This is a genomic window from Streptomyces sp. NPDC002499, assembly GCF_053595415.1.
In genome coordinates, this window is record NZ_JBSFXO010000002.1 from 403,247 (window position 1) to 424,062 (window position 20,816).

Genomic DNA, 20,816 nt, shown 5'->3' on the forward strand with positions numbered 1-20,816 from the left:
TCCGGACCACCGCACCCCAACCGATCGCCTCAACGGGGGGCAGGGTCAGGGAGCGAGCCGGCGTTCGGCCGAGACGGAGTAGGCGTGGCGGCGGAAGGCCAGCATGGTGTCGTCGGAGGGTTCCACGCCCGGGGCGAGGCGGGTGGGGTCGAACACCTGCCGCTGCCAGTGGTCCTCACGCGGCGAGCGGGCCGTCACGTGCAGATGGCCGGCCGGAATCAGCGGTCGGTGCTCGGGCCACGCCTGCGAGGGATCGTGGGTGGGGTCGCCCGGCTCCGCGAACTGGTACACCACAGTGAAGGTGACGGGTCCGGTCTCGAGGCGGGAGTCGAGGTCGCCGATCAGGAAGTCCGGGGCCAGGGTCTCGGCGTACGCGGGATCCAGTTCGACTTCGCCCAGTTGGGGCACCAGGCGGTAGCGGAAGGGCCGGCGCACACCCGAGTCGTCCACCAGGACGAAGGCGTGCAGGCCGTCGTAGCGGGTGGTGGCGAAACTGGTGGGGGCCTGCTGGCCGGCGAAGGACTTCAGCGCGCCCCGGCTTTCCGGGTGCTGGGCCAGGACGGTCGCGAACTTGCCGGCCGCGGCCAGTCTGCCCTTGGCGCGGTCGGCGAATCCGCCCTCCGTTCCCGCCTTGCCCAGCGCTTCGACAAGGTCGATGAATCCTTCGGGATTATGGCTGGGGAAGACCCGGAAATTGGCGGCCACCAGATCCATGAGGCTCTTGTCGGCGTCGAGGAACTTCACGGCCATGCCGCGTACGCCACGGGCCCGGTCGTCGGCGTCGAAGTTGCCCGAGCCGTTGGAGAACCGGATGACCGCCTCGGACTCGGCGGTCAGGCAGGCGGCGGTCGTCCACTTCGCGATCTGCCCGCTGGGCACGAAGCGCGCGTCGTAGACGGCTCCGCGGGCGTGCAGCCGACGATCGTGCGGACGCGGGTGCGCGGCGGCTTCGATCCGGTCGACGGCCTGCGCGGCGGTCATGCCGTCCGCGGTGACTGAGGAGTCCTGCGGTGTCTGTGCCATGGCCGCATCATCGCATTCGTGTTCGTCGCGGGCCCGGCTGATCGAGACGGCGCGGGAGTCCTGCCCGAACGGGCAGTCTTCCTCCCCTGCGGGATCCTCGTCGGTCAGCGGTCGCCGCTGGACAGAAGCTCGACCGCGTCGAGGAAATCGCGGAAGGCCCGATCGGCGCGTGCGCCGTCCCCCGTGGCGTCGAGGTCCATGAGCAGCCCACGGATGACAGCGAGAACGAGGGTCGCCAGATCCGGCCGACCGATGCCGCGCAGGCCGTCCTCCAGCGGCCCGAGCCAGTCGGTCGTCGCGGTGCGCCGGAAGTTGGGCCACAACTGCTGCTCCGCACTCTCGCGCAACTGACCGAACATCCGCAGGTACGGCTGTCCGTCCGGGCCGGTGATGGAGGTCCAGGCCCGGTTCAGGGTGGCCGTGTACGGCTCGTCGTCCCGTGCGCGCAGGAGGTCGCCGAACAGGTCGAGTTGGCGTTGCCGAGCGCGCCCCAGAATGGCCCGGAGCAGGGCGTCGCGCGTGCCGAAGTGGTAGATCAGCATGCGGGCCGAGGTCCCGGTGGCGGTGGCCAGCGGTTCGAGCCGGTCGGGGAGGCCGTGCGTGAGGGCGTGATCGGCGCAGGCGTCGAGCAAGCCTTCCCTGATGTGCGGTTGCGGTCGTCTCCCCATGGCCCGCACTTTTTCACGTAACAGTTGCTACGTCTATCGTCGGCACGAGTGGTCACGGCAGACGTGGAGGCAGCAATGAGGGTCGTGTTCGTGCATGGGGCGTGCGTACGGGACGGGTCGTGGTGGTGGCACCGCACCGCCGAGCTGCTTCGGGAACAAGGAGTGACGAGCGTGGCGCCTGCGCTGCCGAGCTGCGGCGAGGCGGGCCCGCCCGGCGGAGCCGGCGGTCCGGGGCTGCCCGAGGATGTCGCCGCTGTGCGCCAGGTGCTGGAGGACAGCGACGAGCCGACCGTCGTGGTCGCCCACAGCTACGGCGGCATCGTCACCGCGGAAGCCGCCTCGGGCATCGGGTCGGTGCGTCACCTGCTGCTGGTCTCCAGCTACCTGCCCGAGGTGGGACAGAGTCTGTCGGAGTTCGGGGACGGCGGCCCGGCTCCCTTTCTCGACATCGATCCGGTCGCCGGCACGTTCGGGGTCCGCCCCGAGCTGCTCGTGGACACGTTCCTCCAGGACTGCGACCCCGAGGTCCAGGCGGAGGCCGCGGCCCATCTGGCCCGGCAGAGCGTGCAGGTGACCGGACAGCCGGTCGGTGCGGCCGCGTGGCAGCAAGTGCCCTCGACGTATCTCGTCTGCGCTCAGGACCGAGGCACCCCGCCGCGGCTTCAGTACGAGTTCGCCCGGCGGGCCGGCAGAGTGGTCGAACTCGACGCGGGCCACCACCCGTTTCTGTCTCAGCCCGCCGCGGTCCGGGACCTGCTGCTGAACCTGTGACGGCGGACTCGGACGAGCCGGACCGGCGATCCGGGGGCCAGGAGACACCTGTCGCGACCACTGCCGCAGAACCGCAGCTTCGCTCTGCACATGGACCCTGCCGTGCGGCGCGCGCCGCTCAAGGGCCGATCGCGATGGCGACGAGCCGGCGCTCGCGGCCCAGGGCGCGGTCGAGGATGCGGACCATGCGGTACATGAGGAAGCGCCGCTTCATCAGGTCCTGGACACGGGCCGTCTCCGCGGGGTCGAGGAGTCGGGCCGTGGCCGAAACGGTGGGGGCTCCGGCGGGAACCGTGCCCTTCATGTCACACGGGGCGATGGTCACCCGCGGGGTGCTGCGGATCCGCTTGGCCTTTCCGGTGTCCGGTGGTGTCAGGGCGTAGAGGGTTCCGTCGTGCACGAGGCTGCCGACGGGGGTGGGGACCGGTTGGCCGTTGCGGCGGAAGGTGGTCAAGCTGACGTGCTTGCCCTTGCCGATGCGGTCGAGTGCCTGTTGGAAGTCGCTGCTCGGGGTGGACATGGGGGGCTCCGAAGCTAGTGGGCGTGCCGGCCGGCGAGGGCGCGGGCCGCCTGCGCGGCTTGTTCCTCGGCGGACGCGTCGGTGTTCCAGGGGTCGGGCAGCATGTCCTGCTGCTGGAACAGGGCCAGTCCGTGGGCCGCTGCGGCGACTTGGACGAGCAGCTCGAACGCCGCGTCCGGGTCAGGGGCGATCTCGCCGGTGACGGGCATGAGGTCGTCGTGCAACGCGCTGCCCGCGCGGGCCAGTTCGGGGTGGCGGCTCTTGTCGAGGCCGGCCAGGAACGTGATGTCGAAGAGGGCCCGCTCTTCGGCGGCGAACCGTACGTAGGCGACGGCGAAGGCCGCCAACTGCTCGGCCGGCGCCGTGTGCGCGGCCAGCGCGTCGCGGTAACGGCGCCGCTGCTCCTGGTAGCCCTTCAAGGCCAGCGAGGCCAAGAGAGCCTCCCGGTCGGCGAAGTGCTTGTACGGCGCGGACACGCTCACCCCGGCCCGGCGACACGCCTCGGCAAGGGTGAATCCGTGCGGGCCCCGCTCACCGACCAGGGCGAGCGCGGCCTCCTCCAGCGCGTTGCGCAGGTCTCCGTGGTGGGTGCCGGTGGGACGCCGTTTGACTGCCATGACTCGAAGGTTAACACTATTCACCACAGGTGAATGACATTCACCATGACGTCGGATCTCGCCACGGTCCGCGCCGGTCTTCCGCAGTGAGGCGCGTCATTTCTCGGCCGGGGTGGGGGCTCGGGGAACGCGTAGTCGGAAGCAGGCTCCGAGGGTGCGAGGGGTGAGGGTCAGGGTGCCTCGGTGGCGGTGGGCCAGGTCGCGGGCGATGGCGAGGCCCAGGCCGGTGCCGCCCTGGTCGCGGGAGCGGGCGTCGTCGAGCCGGACGAACCTTTCGAAGATGCGCTCGGCGTCCTCGGTGGGCACGCCCGGTCCGTCGTCGTGCACCGTGAGGACGACCCAGTCGTCCTGGTTCCGGACGGTGATCTGGATGCGGTGTGCGGCGTGGCGGGCGGCGTTGTCGATGAGGTTGCGCAGCAGCCGTTCGTACTCGTCGGGGTTTCCGTGTGCGGGTGCGGGGGCGGTGCTGTCGCAGGTGAGGGTCAACAGCCGTTCGCCTAGGGGGTGATGCTCGGTCAGCCGGGAGGCGAGGGCTGTCAGGTCGACGGTGTCCGGATCGGTCGCGTGGGTGCGGGTGTCGAGGCGGGCGAGGAGCAGCAGGTCCTCGGCGAGGGCCTGGAGGCGGCGAGTCTGTCGTGCGGCGGTGGTGGCCGCGGCGGGCCAGTCGGTGCGTTCCGGGTAGGCGAGCGCGACTTCCAGGCTGGCGAGCAGTGTGGTGAGGGGGCTGCGCAGTTCATGGGCGGCGTCCGCGACGAAACGGCGTTGCTGGGCGGCCGCGTTGTCGAGGCGTTGGAGGGTGGTGTTGATGGTGGTGGCCAGGGCGGTGATCTCGTGTCCCGCGGCGGGCACGGTGACACGTTCGCGGGGGTCGTTCGCGGTGACCGAGGCGGTGAGGACGCGGATGGCTTCGACCGGCCGCAGCGCGATGCGGACGGCGAAGTAGGTGACAGCGGCGATCAGTACGAGACTGACGAGCCCGGCCCGCAGCAGCAGACGGTCCGTGATCCTGGTGTTTTCCTCGGCCGTTTCCGGGAGCACCACCACATAGGCCCGTAGCTTCGCATCGGCGGCCACGCCCAGGGCGGCGACCTTGTCGCTGCTGAGTTCATCGGCTCTGACATCGGCGGACATGACCTCATAGGTTCCGCCGGCCATCGAGCCTCTGATTCCGGAGTTGTAGTCGCGATTCACCGGCAGGCGCACGAAGTTGGGCGAGCTCGGGCCGGTCGGAGTGGGCAGCACGTGACGGGTGCCGGGATCGAAGTCGCTCATGCCTCCGCCGTAGGCGACAGCGGTGCGCCGACCGGTGGCGACGACCTCGAACGGCACGGCGCTGCTGGGAACCGGAACCACACCTTGCTTCAACTGGTCGGCGAGAGACCAGAGCTGATGCAGGGCCTGTTCTCGGGCGATCTGAATGTTCTGGTGGTAGACGTCATGGTGGACCCACCAGCCGATGCCGGCCAGGATGACGGCGGCTGTCGAGGCGGCGGCCAGAGCCGCGACGGCGCGTACCGAACGCGGCCACCAACGGCGCCGCGGTTCCGTTGCGTTCAGGGTCTTCCGCCAACGGCGGCGCGGCTCAGTCGCGTTCACGGTCGTCCACCAGTCGGTAGCCGGTACCCCGTACGGTCTCCAGGGACCGTCGGCCGAACGCGGAGTCCACCTTCTTGCGCAGTGCGCTCACCCGCGCCTCCACCAGGTTGGGATCCAGGGCTTCGTCGGGCCACGCGTGGTAGAGCAGATCCGATTTGGAGACCGCCTGGCCCGCCCGACGGGCCAGCAGCTCCAGCACGGCGAACTCCCTGGGCGTGAGTTCGACCCGGGCCCCGGCCCGACGGCAGACCCGCCCTGCGACGTCCAACGAGAGGTCGCCCACGGCAAGGACGGGCGGAGCGACCGTGACGGCCCGTCTGACCAGCGCCCGCAACCGAGCGACGAGCACCAGGTAGGAGAAGGGTTTGGCCAGGTAGTCGTCGGCCCCCGTGTCCAGGGCCTCCGCCTGGTCCCAGTCCCCGTCCTTGGCGGTGAGCACCAGGATGGGCGTCGCGTTGCCCTCCCGGCGCAACTGGGCGCAGACCTTGTAGCCGTTGAGCCCGGGCAGCATCAAGTCCAGGACGACAAGGGCGTATTCACCGGTCCGGGCCATCCACAGTCCCTGCCGGCCGTCATGGGCTACGTCGACGCTGTAGCCCTCGGCGGTCAGACCGGTGTGCAGGGTGTGGGCAAGGTCGACCTCGTCTTCGACCACCAGGATGCGCATGCGGTGCAGCCTCGCACAGCACCGGCCCGCCTTCCTGATCGTCCGGTCAGGTTGGATCAGCCTCCGGTCATCGAGGTCCCGGCACGCTGGCGGCGCTTCTTCGCCGCTGCTGAAAGGCCCTGTCGCCGATGTCCGTTGATCAACGTCACCCCGTCGCGACCAGGACGGTCTCCCCTCCGGCCCTCCCTGCCCCTCGACCATCGCCCGGCCCGGCCAAGCCCGTTGTCGTCCTAGCGCCCTTGGCGCTGACCATCGCTCTGGGGCTCTGGGGTATCCGCCGGAGGAACACCATGTGGGGGGACGAGGCCATCACCTATCAGCTCGCGCACCGCGACCTCTCACAGATATGGCGCACCGCCCAGCACGTCGATCTGGTCCATGCCCTCCACTACGCCGTGATGCATGAGATCTTCGGTCTCTTCGGCGGCGGGCTGCTGACGCTGCGGCTGCCGTCCGTACTGGCAATGTCCTTGGCCGCGAGCGGAGTTGGGCTGCTGGGGCTGCGCCTGGCGGGACCCCGTGCCGGGCTGCTGGCCGGGCTGGTGTTCGCGCTCCTTCCTCAGGTGCAGAAGTACGCACAGGAAGGCCGCTCGTACGCGATGGTCTGCGCCCTGGTCACCTGGGCGACCTACGCGCTCGTGGTCAGCGTCCCGCAGCGCACCCGGTGGCGGTGGGCGGTCTACGGCTCCACCATGCTGCTGGCCTGTCTGCTCCATGAGTTCGCGGTCCTCGCCCTGGTCGCACACGGCGTCACCCTGGTCATCTCCCGTGTTCCACGAGCGGTGTTGAGGGCGTGGAGCGTGGCTGCCGCGGGCGTAGTGGCCGGGCTGCTGCCGCTGGCGATCCGCAGTGCGGGGCAGTCGGGGCAGGTGTCCTGGATCGAGGGACCGGTGCGGCTTCCCGATGTCCTGGCCGTGGCGGTCGTGGGCGTGGCATGTGCCCTGGCACCCGTGGCGGCGAGAGGTCCCGTGCGGCTGTCAGTGCTGGCGGTCCCGATTGTCGTCCTTCCGAGCCTTCTGCTGCTCATCGCCTCACTGGTCAAGCCCCTGTTCGTCGACCGGTACGTGCTCTACAGCAGCATCGGAATCGCGTTGCTGATGGGCGCTTGGATGGACCACTTCCTGAAGCGACGGTGGACATCCCGGTACGCATGGATCGCGGCGGTCGCCGTACTGGCCGCGCTCGTCCAGCCGAGCCTGTCGCTGAGGACGCCCCAGAGCCGGACCAACAACGTCACCGCCGTCGGCGCCGCCATACACAAGGACGGCCGTCCCGGCGACGGGCTGCTCTACCTCTCCGACCGGTACCGGGCCTGGACCGCGGCCATGCCCGAGGACACCCGTTTGCTGACGGATCTGGCCCTGGCACAGGACCCCGCTTCGTCCGACACCCTTGCCGGTGTCGAGGTTCCCGCCCGGGAGATCGCGGCACGCATGCTGGAGTTCGACCGGATCGTCGTGGTTCGCCTACCGGCGGGCGCGCACTCGCCGACCACCCCGGAGGACGAAGCGAAAGCGAGCACCCTGCGACGCCACTTCCGCGAGTACGGAACAACTCGGGTCAGCGGAGCGCGAGTTACCGTCTATGTCCGCGAGCACGACCCGTCGCCGGTCTCAGTCCGCGGCGACCGTCTCGGGCAGATCGGCCGGTGATGCGTCTCGGACACCCAGTCGCAAGTGCTCGACGTGATACAGGGCCTGGTCGAGGAGTTCGGCGACGTGGTTGTCGTAGAGGGCGTAGACGATCGAGCGCCCGTGCCGCTCGCCGGTGACCAGGCCGAGGTTGCGCAGCAGGCGCAGTTGGTGGGAGCAGGCCGAGGCCTCCATGCCGACGGCGTCGGCAAGGTCTCCGACCGAGCAGGGGCCTTCCTGGAGCCGGGCCAGGATGTGCAGCCGCGAGGGGGTCGCGAGGGCCTGGAGGGTGGCGGCGACGTCGGCGGTGCCGACCGCGTCGAGCCGCTCGCGCGTGGTGGCACTGGTGGTGGCGTCGGTTCCGTGGCCCATGCGGCCATCGTACTCATGACACTTGAAGACCTGTTCATATGTTCCTGTATGGTGAGGAGCCGTTGCCTCGTCCGCCCGTGAAGGGTTGTTTTGCCATGCCTTCTGTCCTGGATCGGCGACCGGCGCCGACCCTCACAGGTCCACGACCGGCCCTTCCGCGACGGCGCACCCGCATCCTCATGCTGACGGAAGCCCGGTGGGCACTTGCGGCCCTGTTGCTGTTCCTGATCGCTCTGCCGCTGTACCTGGCGGGCGCGTCCGCCTGGTCGTGGGGTCCGCTGTTCGCCGCCGCCTATGTCACCGGTGGTTGGGAGCCGGGCTGGGCGGGGGTGAAGGCGCTCGGGGACAGGACGTTGGACGTGGACCTGTTGATGGTCGTCGCGGCGCTCGGTGCCGCCGCGATCGGCCAGGTTCTCGACGGTGCGCTGCTGATCGTCATCTTCGCCACCTCCGGTGCGCTGGAGGCCATCGCCACCGCGCGGACCGCGGACTCCGTGCGCGGCCTGCTCGACCTCGCGCCCACCACGGCGACCCGGCTCCTGCCCCACGGCAGCGAGGAGAGCGTCGAGGCCGAGTGGCTGGCGGTCGGGGACATCGTCCTGGTCCGGCCCGGCGAGCGTGTCGGCGCCGACGGCCAGGTGCTCGACGGAGCGAGTGAAGTCGACCAGGCCACCATCACCGGCGAACCGCTGCCGGTGGCCAAGCAGGCCGGTGACGAGGTGTTCGCCGGGACCGTCAACGGCACCGGCATCCTGCGCGTACGTGTCGAGCGCGACCCGGCGGACTCGGTGATCGCACGGATCGTGAGGATGGTCGAGGAGGCCTCGCAGACCAAGGCGCCCACGCAGTTGTTCATCGAGAAGATCGAGCAGCGCTACTCGGTGGGCATGGTCCTCGCGACCCTTGCCGTCTTCGCGGTGCCCTTCGCGTTCGGCGGGGAACTGAGGCCGTCCCTGCTGCGTGCGATGACGTTCATGATCGTGGCCTCGCCGTGCGCGGTGGTGCTCTCCACCATACCGCCGCTGTTGTCCGCGATCGCCAACGCCGGACGGCACGGCGTGCTCGCCAAGTCCGCCGTCGTGATGGAACGCCTCGGGCAGATCGACGCCGTCGCGCTGGACAAGACGGGCACCCTGACCGAGGGCGTCCCCCAACTCACCGACATCCGCCCGCTGTACGGCAGTGGTCTGGACGAGGATGCGCTGCTCCGTCTCGCCGCCTCGGCCGAGCACGCCAGCGAACATCCCCTGGCCCGCGCGGTCGTAGCGGCCGCCCGCGAACACGGCTTGCCCTTGGCCGCTGCCGACGACTTCGCCTCTGTTCCCGGCCAGGGCGTCACCGCCACGGTCGATGGCCGCACGGTCCGGGTCGGCTCCCCCGCCCGTCTGCCGATCGCCGACGCCGACCCTGACGTCGACTCCGTCTCCGCCTCCGCCCAGCCCTACGAGAAGGTGGTGCGGGAGCTGGAGGAGGCCGGGCGTACGGCGGTCGTCGTCCTGCGCGACGGTGTGCCCGTGGGCGTGCTGGGAATCGCCGACCGGGTGCGGCCGGACGCCGCCGCCACCGTCGCCGCGCTCACCCGCCTGACCGGCCGGACCCCCGTCCTGCTGACCGGCGACAACGAGCGCGCCGCACGCCACCTGGCCGCCGAGGTCGGCATCACCGACGTGCGCGCCAACCTGTTGCCGCAGGACAAGGTGGCGGCCGTGCGGGAGTGGGAGGAGCAAGGCCGCAGAGTGCTGGTCGTCGGTGACGGCGTCAACGACGCGCCCGCGCTGGCCGCCGCCCACACGGGCATCGCCCTGGGCAGGGCCGGTTCCGACCTCGCCCTGGAGACCGCCGACGCCGTTGTGGTCCGTGACGAACTGGCCACCGTCCCCGCCGTCGTGAGGCTGTCGCGCGCGGCCCGCCGCCTGGTCGTCCAGAACCTGGCCATCGCCGGCGTGTTCATCGCCGCGCTCGTCGCCTGGGACCTGATCGGCACCCTTCCGCTGCCTCTCGGCGTCGCCGGGCACGAGGGCTCCACCGTGATCGTCGGCCTCAACGGGCTGCGCCTGCTGCGCGAGAGCGCGTGGACCAACTCCACTGAAGACACCGTGTAGTTGTTCCTGCTCGTAGTTGTTCCTGCTCCTCCCCATCCCCGGGCTCCTCCCCATCCCCGTATCGGTGGAGGGTCAGGTGCAGCAGTCGCACCCGGTACGGCAGCCGCACGCATCGCTCGGTTCAGCGTCGTCGGCCGCGACCGCCGCGCCACCGGAGGGCGCGCAACAGCCCTTGCCCTGCCAGGCATCACGGCCCTCCTTGACGGCGACGCCCGCGATGACGAGAGCGGAGACGGGGTCGGCCCAGGACCAGCCGAGGGTGGCGTTGAGGATCAGACCGGTCAGCAGCACGGCAGAGAGGTAGGTGCACAGCAGAGTCTGTTTGGAGTCGGCGACCGCACTGGCGGAACCGAGTTCACGGCCCGTGCGGCGCTGTGCGGCGGACAGGAACGGCATCACGGCGAGGGAGAGGGCGGCCAACACGATGCCGGGGACGGAGTGTTCGGCCTCACCGGTGCCGGTCAGGGCACGCACGGCGTCCACGGTGACATAGGCGGCGAGCGCGAAGAACGAGACGGCGATGATGCGCAGGGTCGTCTTCTCGCGCGTCTCGCGCACGGCGTGCTCGCTCGCGGAGAACTGCCAGGCGACCGCGGCGGCCGAGGAGACCTCGATGACGGAGTCCAGCCCGAAGCCGATCAGGGCGGTGGACGAGGCGAGGGTGCCGGCGGTCAGGGCGACGGCCGCCTCGACGACGTTGTAGGTGATCGTCGCGGCGACCAGCAGACGTATCCGCCGGGCCAGCAGATCGCGGCGGGCGGGGGAAGGCCCGAGGGATATCGCCGTCATCAGCAGCACCCCTGCTCGTCGGCCTCGGCGCACGTGCGGTCGGTCTCGACGGCCACCACGGCGGCGCGCAGGTCGTCCAGCGCGCGCCCGAGGCGTTCGTCGGCGAGCTCGTACCGGCTACGGCGGCCGTCGGGCACGGTGACGACCAGCCCGCAGTCGCGCAGACAGGCGAGGTGGTTGGACAGGCGGGTGCGGGAGACGCCGAGGGCGTCGGCGAGATCGGCGGGGTAGGCCGGGGCCGCGCGCAGGGCGAGCAGGATCCGGCAGCGGATCGGGTCGGCGAGCGCGCGTCCGAACCTGGCCAGCACGTCGATGTCAGAGGCAACAGTCAGCACGGCCCGACAGTACACATGATCCTGAATTCAGGGAATCCTGAATCACCGACTTGAGGTCAAGTAACCGTAATGATTTTCATTTGAATCAACCGACCCTCTACTAGTGACAATCGTTTCCATTTACGGTCGTGAGTGTTCCGCTCCACCGGGCCCCGTCCTGCGTGTGAGGTCCATCAGCCCGTCAAGGAGACCCCGTCGTGCGTACTGCCGGCATCCCGATATCCCGCCCCGCCCGACTGTTCACCGGCGGCCTGGTCGCCGTCGCGGCGCTGGCCGCCACCAGCGGCTGCTCCACCGCCTCTTCCGCCGACACCGCCGACTCCGGGTCGACGACGGCGGGCAAGACCATCAAGGTCGTCGCGGCGGAGAACTTCTGGGGCAGCATCGCCTCCCAGCTCGGCGGCGCTCACGCCCAGGTCAAGAGCATCATCAACAACCCGAACGCCGACCCGCACGACTACGAACCGACCGCCGCCGACGGCCGGTTGGTGGCAGGCGCCGAGTACACGATCGTCAACGGCATCGGCTACGACGCCTGGGCGGACAAGCTGCTGTCCGCCAACCCCGAGAGCGGCCGTACCGATCTGAAGGTCGGCGACCTCGTGGGCATCAAGCCGGGCGGCAACCCGCACCGCTGGTACTCGCCGGACAACGTCCACCAGGTCATCGAGAAGATCACCGCCGACTACAAGAAACTGGACCCGGCCGACGCCGCCTACTTCGACGCCCGGAAGACGACCTTCGAGACCAAGACCCTGGCGCCGTACAACCAGTTGATCGCCGACATCAAGGCCAAGTACGCGAACACGCCGATCGGCGCCTCGGAGTCCATCGTGACCCCGCTCGCCGAGGGACTCGGCCTGAAGATGCTCACCCCCGAGTCCTTCCTGGACGCCATCAGCGAGGGCACCGACCCGACGGCCAAGGACAAGCAGACGATCGACCGGCAGATCAGCCAGAAGCAGATCAAGGTCTACGTCTACAACAGCCAGAACGCCACCCCCGACGTACAGGCCCAGGTCAAGGCCGCCAAGGCCGAGGGCATTCCGGTCGCCACCGTGACCGAGACCCTCACCCCGGCCGGGGCGTCCTTCCAGGCGTGGCAGGTACGGCAGTTGCAGGGCATCGAGAAGGCCCTGGGGCAGGCGACGGGCAGGTGAGCACGGTGAATCCGGCCACCTCCCGACCGGGCGATCCGGTCCGGCACCGGATCCCCCCGCAGCCGGCCGCACCACAACCGCCGCACTCCCCCGTCGTGTCGTTGCGCGGCGCCGCTGTGCGCGTCGGCGGCCGCACTCTGTGGTCGGGCGTCGATCTGGACGTCGGCACCGGGGAGTTCGTCGCCGTCCTCGGCCCGAACGGGGTCGGCAAGTCGACGCTGGTCAAGATGCTGCTGGGCATCCTGCCTCCCGCCGCCGGGGAGGTCCGCGTGCTGGGCGAGGCGCCCGGCAGGGCGGGCCACCGCATCGGCTATCTGCCCCAGCGCCGCAGCTTCGACGCGAGCCTGCGCATCCGCGGCACCGACATCGTGCGCCTCGGCCTGGACGGCGACCGCTGGGGCGTACCGGTGCCGGTGCCCGCGCGGTTCAGTGCCAGGCGGCGGGCCGCCCGGGACCGTGTCGCCGAGGTCGTCGAACTGGTCGGCGCGAGCGCGTACGCCCACCGGCCGATCGGTGAGTGCTCGGGCGGCGAGCAACAGCGCCTGCTGATCGCCCAGGCACTGGTGCGCGATCCCGAACTGCTGCTCCTGGACGAGCCGTTGGACAGTCTCGACCTGTCGCATCAGGGCGCGGTGGCCGGACTCATCGGGCGGATCTGCCGGGAGGCAGGCGTCAGCGTCGTCATGGTCGCGCACGACGTGAACCCCATCCTCGCGTGGCTGGACCGGGTGGTGTACATCGCCGAGGGCGGCGCGGTCGCGGGCCGCCCGCAGGAGGTGATCACCACCGAGACGCTCACGCGGCTGTACGGCGTGCCGGTGGAGGTCCTGCGCACCAGCGACGGGCGTCTTGTCGTCGTCGGCCAGCCCGAGGCGCCCGCCCTCCACACCGACCGGCACGCCACGGGAGGCGCCCCGTGAACTGGGCCGATACGAGCGCCGGTTGGTCGTGGAACCCGGTGACCGACCTCCAGCAGATCTGGGCGTTCCCCTTCATGGTCAACGCCTTCCGGGCCGGTACCGTCGTGGCCGTACTGGCCGCGGTGATGGGCTGGTTCATGGTGCTGCGGCGGCAGAGCTTCGCCGGACACACCCTGGCCGTGGTCAGCTTTCCCGGCGCGGCCTGCGCGACGCTGCTGGGCATCGGCGCGGGCTTCGGCTACTTCGCCTTCTGTGTCGGCGGCGCCCTGGTGATCGCCGCGATCCCGCGCTCCGGGCAGGGCGGCAGCGGCCAGGAGTCGGCGCTGACCGGCACGGTCCAGGCCTTCCTGCTGGCCTGCGGCTTCCTCTTCGTCGCCCTCTACAAAGGCTTCCTCGGCGGGGTCAACTCCCTTCTGTTCGGCAGCTTCCTGGGCATCACGACCGACCAGGTGACCGTGCTGGCGATCGTGGCGGCTCTCGCCCTCGGCGTGCTCGCGGCCATCGGCAGGCCGCTGCTCTTCGCCTCTGTCGACGAGAGCGTCGCCACCGGACGCGGGGTGCCGGTGCGGACCCTGTCCGTGCTCTTCCTCGTCCTGCTCGGGGCGGCGACCGCGGAGGCCAGTCAGATCACCGGCACCCTGCTGGTCTTCGCCCTGCTGGTGATGCCTGCCGCGGCCGCGCAGCAGCTCACGGCCCGGCCGGGCACGAGCCTGGCGCTGTCGGTGGTCATCGCGATCGCGGTGACGTGGACCGGGCTGATCGCCGCCTACTACTCGCCGTACCCGATCGGGTTCTACGTGACCACCTTCGCGTTCGCCGTCTACGCCCTTGCCCGCACGGCGCGCACGCTCTCCACAGCCGTCGGCCGATATCGCGTGGTGCGAGCAGGGGCTGTCGTATGAGCGCCTTCACCCACCCCTATTTCGTGCACGCGCTGTTGGCCGGCACCGCGATCGCCGCGGCGGCCGGTCTCGTGGGGTACTTCCTGGTGCTGCGCGCCCAGGTGTTCACTGGCGACGCGCTCAGCCATGTGGCGTTCACGGGGGCACTCGCCGCCCTCGCGCTCGGCTACGACCTGCGGCTGGGTCTGTTCGCGGCCACCGTGCTCTTCGCCGTGGTGCTCGGCGCGCTGGGCCGCCGCGGCCGCGCCGACGACGTCGCCATCGGCAGTCTCTTCTCCTGGATCCTGGGCCTGGGCGTCTTCTTCCTCACCCTCTACACCACGTCCCGCAACACCGGGAACGGCACTGCCGGGGTGAGCGTCCTCTTCGGCTCGATCTTCGGACTCTCCAGCGGCCAGGCGCAGTTGGCGGCGATCGTAGGGGGCGTCATCTGCCTCGCCGTACTCGCTGTCGCCCGCCCTCTCCTCTTCGCCTCGGTCGACGAGGCGGTGGCGGCGGCCCGCCGAGTGCCGGTACGCCTGGTGAGCCTCGCGTTCCTCGTCCTGGTCGGCGCCTGCGCGGCCGAGGTCACCCAGGCGGTCGGCTCGCTCCTGCTGCTCGGCCTGCTCGCCGCACCCGCGGGCGCGGCGCAGCGACTGACCGACCGGCCTTACCAGGCCCTGGCCCTGTCCACGGGTCTCGCGGTGGCGGAGATGTGGGCGGGACTCGCCCTCAGCTACTACGTACCCCAACTGCCGCCCAGTTTCGCCATCATGGCCGTCGCCACGGCCGTCTACGCGGTCGTCCTCATCTCCGTACGTCGGCCCCGCGTCCGCATCGGTCTCGCGGAGGCGTGATGAGCGCACCGGCCGACGACCTGGACCTCATCGGCCGCCGCACCGCCCAACGCACCAGCGTCGTCAGGGCGTTGATCGACCACGGCGGCTTCGTCGGCGCCCGTGCCCTGCACGACGTACTGAAGAATCGCGGCGCGCGCGTCGGCCTCAACACCGTCTACCGCACCCTGGCGGCCCTCGTCGACGCCGACCGCGCCGACGTCGTACGCGACCGGGGTGGTGAGCGCCTCTTTCGCCACCGCCCGTTCCCCGAGCACCAGCACTATCTGCTGTGCCGTGGCTGCGGGTTGAGCACCCCGGTCGACTCCGAGGCGGTCGAGGGCTGGGCCGCGCGGGTGGCCGAGATCTCCGGCTTCGCGGAGGTCGAGCACACCGTCGAACTCACCGGGCTCTGCCCACGATGCCGTTCAAGTTAGTAATGGTATCCATTTTCATGTAGCGTTTCTCGCGACCCGCGACCCATCGAGCAGGAGGATTCCCATGGCCGTTCCCAAGCGGAAGATGTCTCGCAGCAACACCCGCCACCGCCGCGCCCAGTGGAAGGCGACCACGCCGGCGCTCGTTCCGATCACCATCGACGGCGTCGCGTACCTGGTGCCCCAGCGGCTGGCGAAGGCGTACGAGCGCGGTCTGCTGCGCCCCGAGGGCTGACCGTTCATGTCCTACGGCTCCTACGACTCCTACGACCGGCTGCCCGTCACCGTCCTGTCCGGATTCCTCGGCGCGGGCAAGACCACGCTCCTCAACCACGTCCTCGGCAACCGCGAGGGGTTGCGCGTCGCGGTCATCGTGAACGACATGAGCGAGGTCAACATCGACGCCGCCCTGGTGCGCGGCGGCGAGGCGGCCCTGTCCCGTACCGAGGAACGCCTGGTCGAGATGACCAACGGCTGCATCTGCTGCACCCTGCGCGACGACCTGCTGGAGGAGATCGACCGGCTGGCCCGCGAGGGCCGCTTCGACTATCTGCTCATCGAGTCGTCGGGCATCTCAGAACCCATGCCGGTGGCGGCCACCTTCGCCTTCGCCCGCGACGACGGCGCCGCCCTCGGGGAGATCGCCCGCCTGGACACCATGGTCACGGTCGTCGACGCCGCCAACTTCCTGCCCGAACTGGCAAGCGGGGACGAGCTCGTGGAACGCGGCCTGGACCAGTACGAGGACGACGAGCGCACCGTCAGCGACCTGCTCATGGACCAGATCGAGTTCGCCGACGTCATCGTCCTCAACAAGCTCGACCTCGTCGACGAGGCGTCGGCCGCCCGGCTGCGGGCGACCCTCACCCGCCTCAACCCGGCCGCGCGCGTCGTCCCTGCCGTCCACGGCCGCGTGCAGATCGGCGACGTACTGGGCACCAGGCTCTTCGACCTGGAACGTGCGCAACAGGCCCCTGGCTGGGTGCGGGAACTCAACGGCGACCACGTCCCCGAGACGGAGGAGTACGGGATCTCCTCGACCGTCTTCCGCTCCCAACTACCCTTCCACCCAGGCCGGTTGTGGACGCTCGTGACCGAGGAACTCGACAGCGGCGCATACGGACAGATCCTGCGCTCCAAGGGCTTCTTCACCCTGTCCAGCCGCCCGCGGGTGACGGGTCTGTGGTCCCAGGCCGGCTCCGTCGCCCGCTTCGAACCCTCCGCCGCCCGCGACCTCGACAGCCCCGACGGTCAGGAACTGGTCTTCATCGGCACGCACTTGCAACCGGACACCCTGCACGCCGCACTGACCAACTGCCTCCTCACCGACGGCGACAGCCTCCAGCCCGTCGACCCGTTCCCCGCCTGGGACACCTACGGCATCGACGACACCTGCGAGCACGAACACCCCGAACTCGCCGCACCAAGGCCGGCGCCAGTTCACGCTTCACGGTAGGGGCCGTTCCTGGAACGATTCGGGTGGCGGGGCAGTTCGGTCGAGACGGACGGCGATGGCTGGTATGGATGCGCAGCGGGAACACGGCTTCGAAGTCAGGCTTTCCGACCCCTCGCAGCAACGCTCGCTGAGGGGATGGGTCGAGCGAGTCCCAGGGGTGCGTGTCGAGCAGGCCGCGCGATCGCCTGAGCCTGGTGAGCAGGGCGCCGCGGACGTCCTGACGATTCTGGCGGGTAGTGGCGGGGTGCTGGCGGTGGCGATCCGAACGCTGCCGGAGTTCATCCGGTCCCGGCGCTCGAGCTTCACGCTCACCGTGAAGCTCGCTGACGGCACGGAGTACACGCTCAACGCCGAGAATCTGGACGAACTGCCGCCCGTGATCGAGAAGGCCATCGAGAAGACCCCGGATGCCTGACGGCGGCCTGGACCTGGCACGGTCGCGCGCCGTCCTGATCGGCACGGGAAGCTATGGTCATCTGCCGCCGGTACCCGCGGCGAGACACAGCCTGGCGCGTATGCGGTCGCTGCTGACGGGCGACCTGTGCGGCTGGCCCGCCGACAGTGTCTCGGTGTTCGCCGACGAGCGGGACCCCGGCCGTCTCCCGCACGCCTTGGTGGAGTTGTTCCTCGCGGCTCAGGACGTCGCGTTGTTCTACTTCGTGGGCCATGGACAGGTGGACCCGGACGACAGCTTGTGCCTGGCCCTCGTGGATTCCCGGACGGAAGCCGAGCTGCGGCGGACCACCAGCCTTGCGTTCGACAGCGTCCGGTACGCCCTGCGACTCAGCCGCGCCAGCGTGAAGATCGTGATCCTCGACTGCTGCTACGCCGGACTGGCCGCCCGGCCCACCCTGTCGGCTGGTGATCTGTCCGACCTCACCCGCGGAACAGGCGCGTACACGCTGGCGGCCGCGGGCGAGTTCTCCCGTGCCTGGTTCGAAACCGAGAACGCGCTCACAGCGCCGCAGACCTACTTCACCAAGTACCTCGCCGACGTCGTCGAACGAGGCATTCCCGGTCGCGGACCGGAGCTGACGATCGAACCGATCTTCCATGAGACCGCCGAGGCGCTCGCCCGAGACGGCAAGCCAGTACCGACCAGCCGAGCATCCGGTCACGCGGGCCGGCTGGTGTTCGCCCGCAACGCCGCGCCTATGGACGCCCCGAATACCGGTGCGACAGAAGAGCCCCTGCCCAAACCGGCGCATCCGCAGCCCCGCACGACCAGCGTCAGCACCCTAAGGGCGGTCAGAGACCCAGGGCTGACCAGGGACATCATCACGGTACGCGTGTGGGCGCACGTCGTGGTCAGACGATTTGAAGAGGGCATGGAGGTCACCACGGCCTCCGGACTGGTGATCCCCCGCATGGACGCCATCAGCAGCAGCGATCCCGAGTTCGCTTACGCCCGTGATCTCGCGCACGATCTCGCGAGCGAACTCCAGCGCCTTGACGACGACTTGAGCGACAAGCTCGACAGCCTTGCGGGCGCGGCCGGAGCACCTGTACTTCGAAGCGACCCAAACGCCTTCTCCGACGCGGCCCTGCTCCGCGCCCTGCGCCGAGCCGTCGACGCAGCGGACAAGTTGATGTCTGGTGTCGGCAGAGACCTTGATACACAGAGCGTGGAAGATCTCATCTCCCTCGGTAAGCGCATCATCCACCACCTCGAAGAGATCCCGCTGGACGCGTCCGACACCGACCTGACCACTGCGGGTCTGACCGATGCCGAAGTGAGCTGGCTGGCGGGGCTCATCTGGAACTACGAGACCGCTTGGCCGCCCAAGATGGCGACCAAGATAAGAGCCGGTTCTCACGTAATCGGCCCGAACACCTTCCAGATCGCCCCCGCCCGACCCAACCGTCCGTGAGGTCACCGACAATCCGCCCGCTATCTCACTTCTCAAGCCCGAATGCTCCAGAGGCTCGGAAAGGTTCGGTGAACGAGATCGGCTTGCCGGTGGCGTGGGCGTATGCGATCTCCCGGCTCGTGGACTCGCCGATATATCCGCCCGGGTTGACGACCAGAACCCGGTCAGCCAGGTCGATCTTGCGCAGGTGGAGGGCGCCCAGCGCGGTCTTCTGCTCATCGGTGATCAACTCGTCCGCTTCGTGATCCTCGGCGCGCGGGAAGACGCCTGGCGCGACGACGATGACACCTGCGAAAGTCAGATCACGGTTCGCCGCGCTCATCTCGTCCACGAACCGGGCAGAGCCGCAGATGCAGACGATCTCAGGTCGGTCGGGCACGGCTCAGTCCTTCGAGTCGAACGGGAAACCGGCAGTGTGCGCGTAGCCATCACAGACGGGCATACGAGCCAGCAGTGTACGCAGCGAGATGGAGCGCACGCGGCTGTACCGTCGCAGGCGGGAGGCGTGGCCCGTGCCGGGAATGACGCTGCTCGACGCCGGAGTCCGGAGTGCCGTACGACATCGCCGTCAAGCCTCGGCGTTCACATGGCTCTCCGGTGACGTACTCGCCGGCCCCGAACCCGGTGCCGCACCGCCCGGGTTGGACAGCAGGCGAAGGCGTGGTCGGTCTCGGTCTCCGGGCTCGGCCGGCGTCAGGCGCTTGAGCAGCGTCGGGGTCAGCCGTCGGTACGCGGCCGGATCGACCGGGCCGAGCCAGTGCACCGCGCGGATCAGCGGGTTGATGTTGAGGTCAAGGTCTCCCAGTACTTCGTCGGCATTGTGCATGGAGAACGGGATGATCTTGGTGCCACGGCAGTGGTGGGTGTCGGTGGCGATGTCCATGAAGGCCAGTTGCTCGACGACCGCGTGCCTCATGGTCTCGGTGTCGGGTGTCTCCACCGCGCCGGCGAGGTCGGCGGCGATCCACAGTGCGGCGATCTCCGCGTTGAGCGGGCTGAAGAAGGAGGAGTTGTAGCCGTTGAAGTACAGGCCGGGAATCCCGAGGGGCAGGATCTGCCGGTAGAGCATGAAGTTGCCGCGCTCGTCGAGCAGTTGGTCCTGTACCTCCTCGGGCAGGAACGGGACGCCTTGGGTGAAGCCGGTGGCGCAGACGATCAGGTCAGCGGGGAGCACTGTGCCGTCGGACAGACGGGCTGCGGGTTCGCCGTCCACGACGTGGAGTTGCTCGATGGTGCGGTCCCGGTGGACGGTGATGTCGCCCGCGGTGACGGCCTCGAAGAACCCCTCGGTCGCGAGCCCGATGGCGCCGCGCACGATGTCCTCCATCGCTCCCCCGGGCACCAAGTCAAGGCGTTTGAGGCCGAGTTGGCGTATCGACACCGTGCCGATGGAGTTGATCATCCGGCGGCGCAGGCCGTTGCCGGGGCCGTGCAGGAAGCGTTCGAGGCCGCGCGGACGGATGTAGCGGAACAGCGCTTCGCCGAGCCGGGTGAGCAGCAGCATCTTGAAGTTCAGCCGGCCGCCGATCTTCCGCGGGACCTTCCAGAGGAGTTGGCGTGCGATCACGTCGGTCCGGGTGGCGACGGCGCTGATCGGCACCGCCACGTCGCAGGCCGATTTGCCGTAGCCGACGACGAGGACGTTGCGGTCGCGGGCCTGCTCGGCGTCGTGGAACTCGGTGCCCGCGCACACCTGACCGCCGGCCGCAATGAACTCCGTCAGTCCGGCGAACTTCGGCACGGCCGGCTCGCAGAACACCCCATTGGCGACGACGAGTTGATCGTAGATCTCCGTGGTGTGCGCGCCTGTGGCGTCACGGGACTCGACGCTCCAGGTGCCCTCGTCGGTCGGCTCGGCCGAGATCACCTCGGTACTCAGGCGCAGTGCGGGTTCGAGTCCGAAGTGAGCGGTGTAGTCGGCGAGGTAGGACTGGATCTGCGCGCCGTCGGGCCATTCCGGGAAGTCCGCGGGCATGGGGAAGTCCGAGAACGAGTACTGCGCTTTCGGGCTCTGCGTCGTGACTCCCGGATAGCGGCGCGTTCGGCTCCACACGCCGCCCACGTCCGGGGCCTTCTCGAGCACGTCGATCCGGTGCCCGGCCTGCGTGAGCACCTTCGCGGTGACCAGGCCCGCGACTCCGGCACCGATGATGGCGATTCTCAT

General features: G+C 69.7%; 23 protein-coding genes. 12 read left to right on the top strand and 11 right to left on the bottom strand.

Annotation, left to right across the window (positions count from 1 at the left end; all coding sequences use genetic code 11):
* Window positions 1-45 precede the first annotated feature (45 nt).
* Both ACWD5F_RS06445 and ACWD5F_RS06450 read right to left on the bottom strand, forming a co-directional pair.
* A complete protein-coding gene (locus ACWD5F_RS06445; protein ID WP_451251667.1) occupies window positions 46-1,023 on the bottom strand; it encodes a catalase in 978 nt (325 codons plus the stop codon).
* 104 nt (window positions 1,024-1,127) lie between these two features.
* Window positions 1,128-1,691, bottom strand: a complete 564-nt coding sequence (locus tag ACWD5F_RS06450; RefSeq protein WP_451251669.1) for a TetR/AcrR family transcriptional regulator — start codon at window positions 1,689-1,691, stop codon at window positions 1,128-1,130.
* Window positions 1,692-1,766: 75 nt separating this feature from the next.
* Here ACWD5F_RS06450 and ACWD5F_RS06455 point away from each other — a divergent pair, with 75 nt between their 5' ends.
* Window positions 1,767-2,462 (top strand): alpha/beta hydrolase, encoded by a 696-nt coding sequence (locus ACWD5F_RS06455; protein ID WP_451251671.1) that lies wholly within the window; start codon window positions 1,767-1,769, stop codon window positions 2,460-2,462.
* A 118-nt stretch (window positions 2,463-2,580) separates the two neighbouring features.
* Here ACWD5F_RS06455 and ACWD5F_RS06460 read toward each other — a convergent pair whose 3' ends face one another.
* From ACWD5F_RS06460 to ACWD5F_RS06475, 4 genes are all read right to left on the bottom strand, one after another.
* Entirely contained in the window at window positions 2,581-2,982 is a 402-nt protein-coding gene (locus tag ACWD5F_RS06460; protein WP_451251673.1) for a PPOX class F420-dependent oxidoreductase, read from the bottom strand.
* Between the two features lie 14 nt (window positions 2,983-2,996).
* Complete coding sequence (locus ACWD5F_RS06465; RefSeq protein WP_451251675.1) at window positions 2,997-3,599, bottom strand: TetR/AcrR family transcriptional regulator; 603 nt, start codon at window positions 3,597-3,599, stop codon at window positions 2,997-2,999.
* A gap of 96 nt (window positions 3,600-3,695) precedes the next feature.
* The gene (locus ACWD5F_RS06470) at window positions 3,696-5,156 is read right to left on the bottom strand and encodes a sensor histidine kinase (protein ID WP_451252279.1); all 1,461 of its coding nucleotides are present in this window, start codon (window positions 5,154-5,156) and stop codon (window positions 3,696-3,698) included.
* A gap of 25 nt (window positions 5,157-5,181) precedes the next feature.
* The gene (locus ACWD5F_RS06475) at window positions 5,182-5,862 is read right to left on the bottom strand and encodes a response regulator transcription factor (RefSeq protein ID WP_451251677.1); all 681 of its coding nucleotides are present in this window, start codon (window positions 5,860-5,862) and stop codon (window positions 5,182-5,184) included.
* A gap of 128 nt (window positions 5,863-5,990) precedes the next feature.
* Here ACWD5F_RS06475 and ACWD5F_RS06480 point away from each other — a divergent pair, with 128 nt between their 5' ends.
* Complete coding sequence (locus ACWD5F_RS06480; protein WP_451251678.1) at window positions 5,991-7,514, top strand: glycosyltransferase family 39 protein; 1,524 nt, start codon at window positions 5,991-5,993, stop codon at window positions 7,512-7,514.
* On the opposite strand, the gene ACWD5F_RS06485 is transcribed toward ACWD5F_RS06480, so the two are convergent.
* Window positions 7,476-7,865, bottom strand: a complete 390-nt coding sequence (locus ACWD5F_RS06485) for an ArsR/SmtB family transcription factor (RefSeq protein ID WP_451251680.1) — start codon at window positions 7,863-7,865, stop codon at window positions 7,476-7,478. The two genes, ACWD5F_RS06480 and ACWD5F_RS06485, sit on opposite strands and share 39 nt — an antisense overlap.
* Before the next feature lie 95 nt (window positions 7,866-7,960).
* Here ACWD5F_RS06485 and ACWD5F_RS06490 point away from each other — a divergent pair, with 95 nt between their 5' ends.
* On the top strand, window positions 7,961-9,967 hold the full coding sequence (locus ACWD5F_RS06490; protein ID WP_451251682.1) for a heavy metal translocating P-type ATPase: 2,007 nt from the start codon (window positions 7,961-7,963) through the stop codon (window positions 9,965-9,967).
* 72 nt (window positions 9,968-10,039) lie between these two features.
* Here ACWD5F_RS06490 and ACWD5F_RS06495 read toward each other — a convergent pair whose 3' ends face one another.
* Complete coding sequence (locus ACWD5F_RS06495; RefSeq protein WP_451251683.1) at window positions 10,040-10,756, bottom strand: cation transporter; 717 nt, start codon at window positions 10,754-10,756, stop codon at window positions 10,040-10,042.
* Window positions 10,756-11,091, bottom strand: coding sequence for an ArsR/SmtB family transcription factor (locus tag ACWD5F_RS06500; RefSeq protein ID WP_451251685.1), 336 nt, complete (start codon window positions 11,089-11,091; stop codon window positions 10,756-10,758). Before ACWD5F_RS06500 ends, ACWD5F_RS06495 begins: the two co-directional genes overlap by 1 nt.
* A gap of 197 nt (window positions 11,092-11,288) precedes the next feature.
* Here ACWD5F_RS06500 and ACWD5F_RS06505 point away from each other — a divergent pair, with 197 nt between their 5' ends.
* From ACWD5F_RS06505 to ACWD5F_RS06545, 9 genes are all read left to right on the top strand, one after another.
* Entirely contained in the window at window positions 11,289-12,251 is a 963-nt protein-coding gene (locus ACWD5F_RS06505) for a metal ABC transporter solute-binding protein, Zn/Mn family (RefSeq protein WP_451251687.1), read from the top strand.
* 5 nt (window positions 12,252-12,256) lie between these two features.
* Window positions 12,257-13,171: a metal ABC transporter ATP-binding protein gene (locus ACWD5F_RS06510; protein ID WP_451251689.1), complete on the top strand. Its 915-nt coding sequence runs from the start codon at window positions 12,257-12,259 to the stop codon at window positions 13,169-13,171.
* On the top strand, window positions 13,168-14,073 hold the full coding sequence (locus ACWD5F_RS06515) for a metal ABC transporter permease (protein WP_451251691.1): 906 nt from the start codon (window positions 13,168-13,170) through the stop codon (window positions 14,071-14,073). The genes ACWD5F_RS06510 and ACWD5F_RS06515 overlap by 4 nt, the downstream gene beginning before the upstream one ends.
* On the top strand, window positions 14,070-14,909 hold the full coding sequence (locus ACWD5F_RS06520; RefSeq protein ID WP_451251693.1) for a metal ABC transporter permease: 840 nt from the start codon (window positions 14,070-14,072) through the stop codon (window positions 14,907-14,909). Before ACWD5F_RS06515 ends, ACWD5F_RS06520 begins: the two co-directional genes overlap by 4 nt.
* A complete protein-coding gene (locus ACWD5F_RS06525) occupies window positions 14,909-15,325 on the top strand; it encodes a Fur family transcriptional regulator (protein WP_451251695.1) in 417 nt (138 codons plus the stop codon). Before ACWD5F_RS06520 ends, ACWD5F_RS06525 begins: the two co-directional genes overlap by 1 nt.
* 64 nt (window positions 15,326-15,389) lie before the next feature.
* Complete coding sequence (gene rpmF, locus ACWD5F_RS06530) at window positions 15,390-15,560, top strand: 50S ribosomal protein L32 (RefSeq protein WP_124003158.1); 171 nt, start codon at window positions 15,390-15,392, stop codon at window positions 15,558-15,560.
* Window positions 15,561-15,566: 6 nt separating this feature from the next.
* Entirely contained in the window at window positions 15,567-16,781 is a 1,215-nt protein-coding gene (locus ACWD5F_RS06535) for a GTP-binding protein (protein WP_451251698.1), read from the top strand.
* Window positions 16,782-16,845: 64 nt separating this feature from the next.
* Window positions 16,846-17,196, top strand: coding sequence for an effector-associated constant component EACC1 (locus tag ACWD5F_RS06540; protein ID WP_451251700.1), 351 nt, complete (start codon window positions 16,846-16,848; stop codon window positions 17,194-17,196).
* Complete coding sequence (locus ACWD5F_RS06545; protein WP_451251702.1) at window positions 17,189-18,652, top strand: caspase family protein; 1,464 nt, start codon at window positions 17,189-17,191, stop codon at window positions 18,650-18,652. The genes ACWD5F_RS06540 and ACWD5F_RS06545 overlap by 8 nt, the downstream gene beginning before the upstream one ends.
* A 25-nt stretch (window positions 18,653-18,677) precedes the next feature.
* Here ACWD5F_RS06545 and ACWD5F_RS06550 read toward each other — a convergent pair whose 3' ends face one another.
* On the bottom strand, window positions 18,678-19,031 hold the full coding sequence (locus tag ACWD5F_RS06550; protein WP_451251704.1) for a hypothetical protein: 354 nt from the start codon (window positions 19,029-19,031) through the stop codon (window positions 18,678-18,680).
* A gap of 189 nt (window positions 19,032-19,220) precedes the next feature.
* Window positions 19,221-20,816: a flavin-containing monooxygenase gene (locus ACWD5F_RS06555; RefSeq protein ID WP_451251706.1), complete on the bottom strand. Its 1,596-nt coding sequence runs from the start codon at window positions 20,814-20,816 to the stop codon at window positions 19,221-19,223.

Coding starts and splice junctions, on each gene's coding strand:
- ACWD5F_RS06445 (WP_451251667.1), bottom strand. CDS start 1,023: ATGGCACAGACACCGCAGGACTCCTCAGTCACCGCGGACGGCATGACC.
- ACWD5F_RS06450 (WP_451251669.1), bottom strand. CDS start 1,691: ATGGGGAGACGACCGCAACCGCACATCAGGGAAGGCTTGCTCGACGCC.
- ACWD5F_RS06455 (WP_451251671.1), top strand. CDS start 1,767: ATGAGGGTCGTGTTCGTGCATGGGGCGTGCGTACGGGACGGGTCGTGG.
- ACWD5F_RS06460 (WP_451251673.1), bottom strand. CDS start 2,982: ATGTCCACCCCGAGCAGCGACTTCCAACAGGCACTCGACCGCATCGGC.
- ACWD5F_RS06465 (WP_451251675.1), bottom strand. CDS start 3,599: ATGGCAGTCAAACGGCGTCCCACCGGCACCCACCACGGAGACCTGCGC.
- ACWD5F_RS06475 (WP_451251677.1), bottom strand. CDS start 5,862: ATGCGCATCCTGGTGGTCGAAGACGAGGTCGACCTTGCCCACACCCTG.
- ACWD5F_RS06480 (WP_451251678.1), top strand. CDS start 5,991: ATGTCCGTTGATCAACGTCACCCCGTCGCGACCAGGACGGTCTCCCCT.
- ACWD5F_RS06485 (WP_451251680.1), bottom strand. CDS start 7,865: ATGGGCCACGGAACCGACGCCACCACCAGTGCCACCACGCGCGAGCGG.
- ACWD5F_RS06490 (WP_451251682.1), top strand. CDS start 7,961: ATGCCTTCTGTCCTGGATCGGCGACCGGCGCCGACCCTCACAGGTCCA.
- ACWD5F_RS06495 (WP_451251683.1), bottom strand. CDS start 10,756: ATGACGGCGATATCCCTCGGGCCTTCCCCCGCCCGCCGCGATCTGCTG.
- ACWD5F_RS06520 (WP_451251693.1), top strand. CDS start 14,070: ATGAGCGCCTTCACCCACCCCTATTTCGTGCACGCGCTGTTGGCCGGC.
- ACWD5F_RS06525 (WP_451251695.1), top strand. CDS start 14,909: ATGAGCGCACCGGCCGACGACCTGGACCTCATCGGCCGCCGCACCGCC.
- rpmF (WP_124003158.1), top strand. CDS start 15,390: ATGGCCGTTCCCAAGCGGAAGATGTCTCGCAGCAACACCCGCCACCGC.
- ACWD5F_RS06535 (WP_451251698.1), top strand. CDS start 15,567: ATGTCCTACGGCTCCTACGACTCCTACGACCGGCTGCCCGTCACCGTC.
- ACWD5F_RS06540 (WP_451251700.1), top strand. CDS start 16,846: ATGGATGCGCAGCGGGAACACGGCTTCGAAGTCAGGCTTTCCGACCCC.
- ACWD5F_RS06545 (WP_451251702.1), top strand. CDS start 17,189: ATGCCTGACGGCGGCCTGGACCTGGCACGGTCGCGCGCCGTCCTGATC.
- ACWD5F_RS06555 (WP_451251706.1), bottom strand. CDS start 20,816: ATGAGAATCGCCATCATCGGTGCCGGAGTCGCGGGCCTGGTCACCGCG.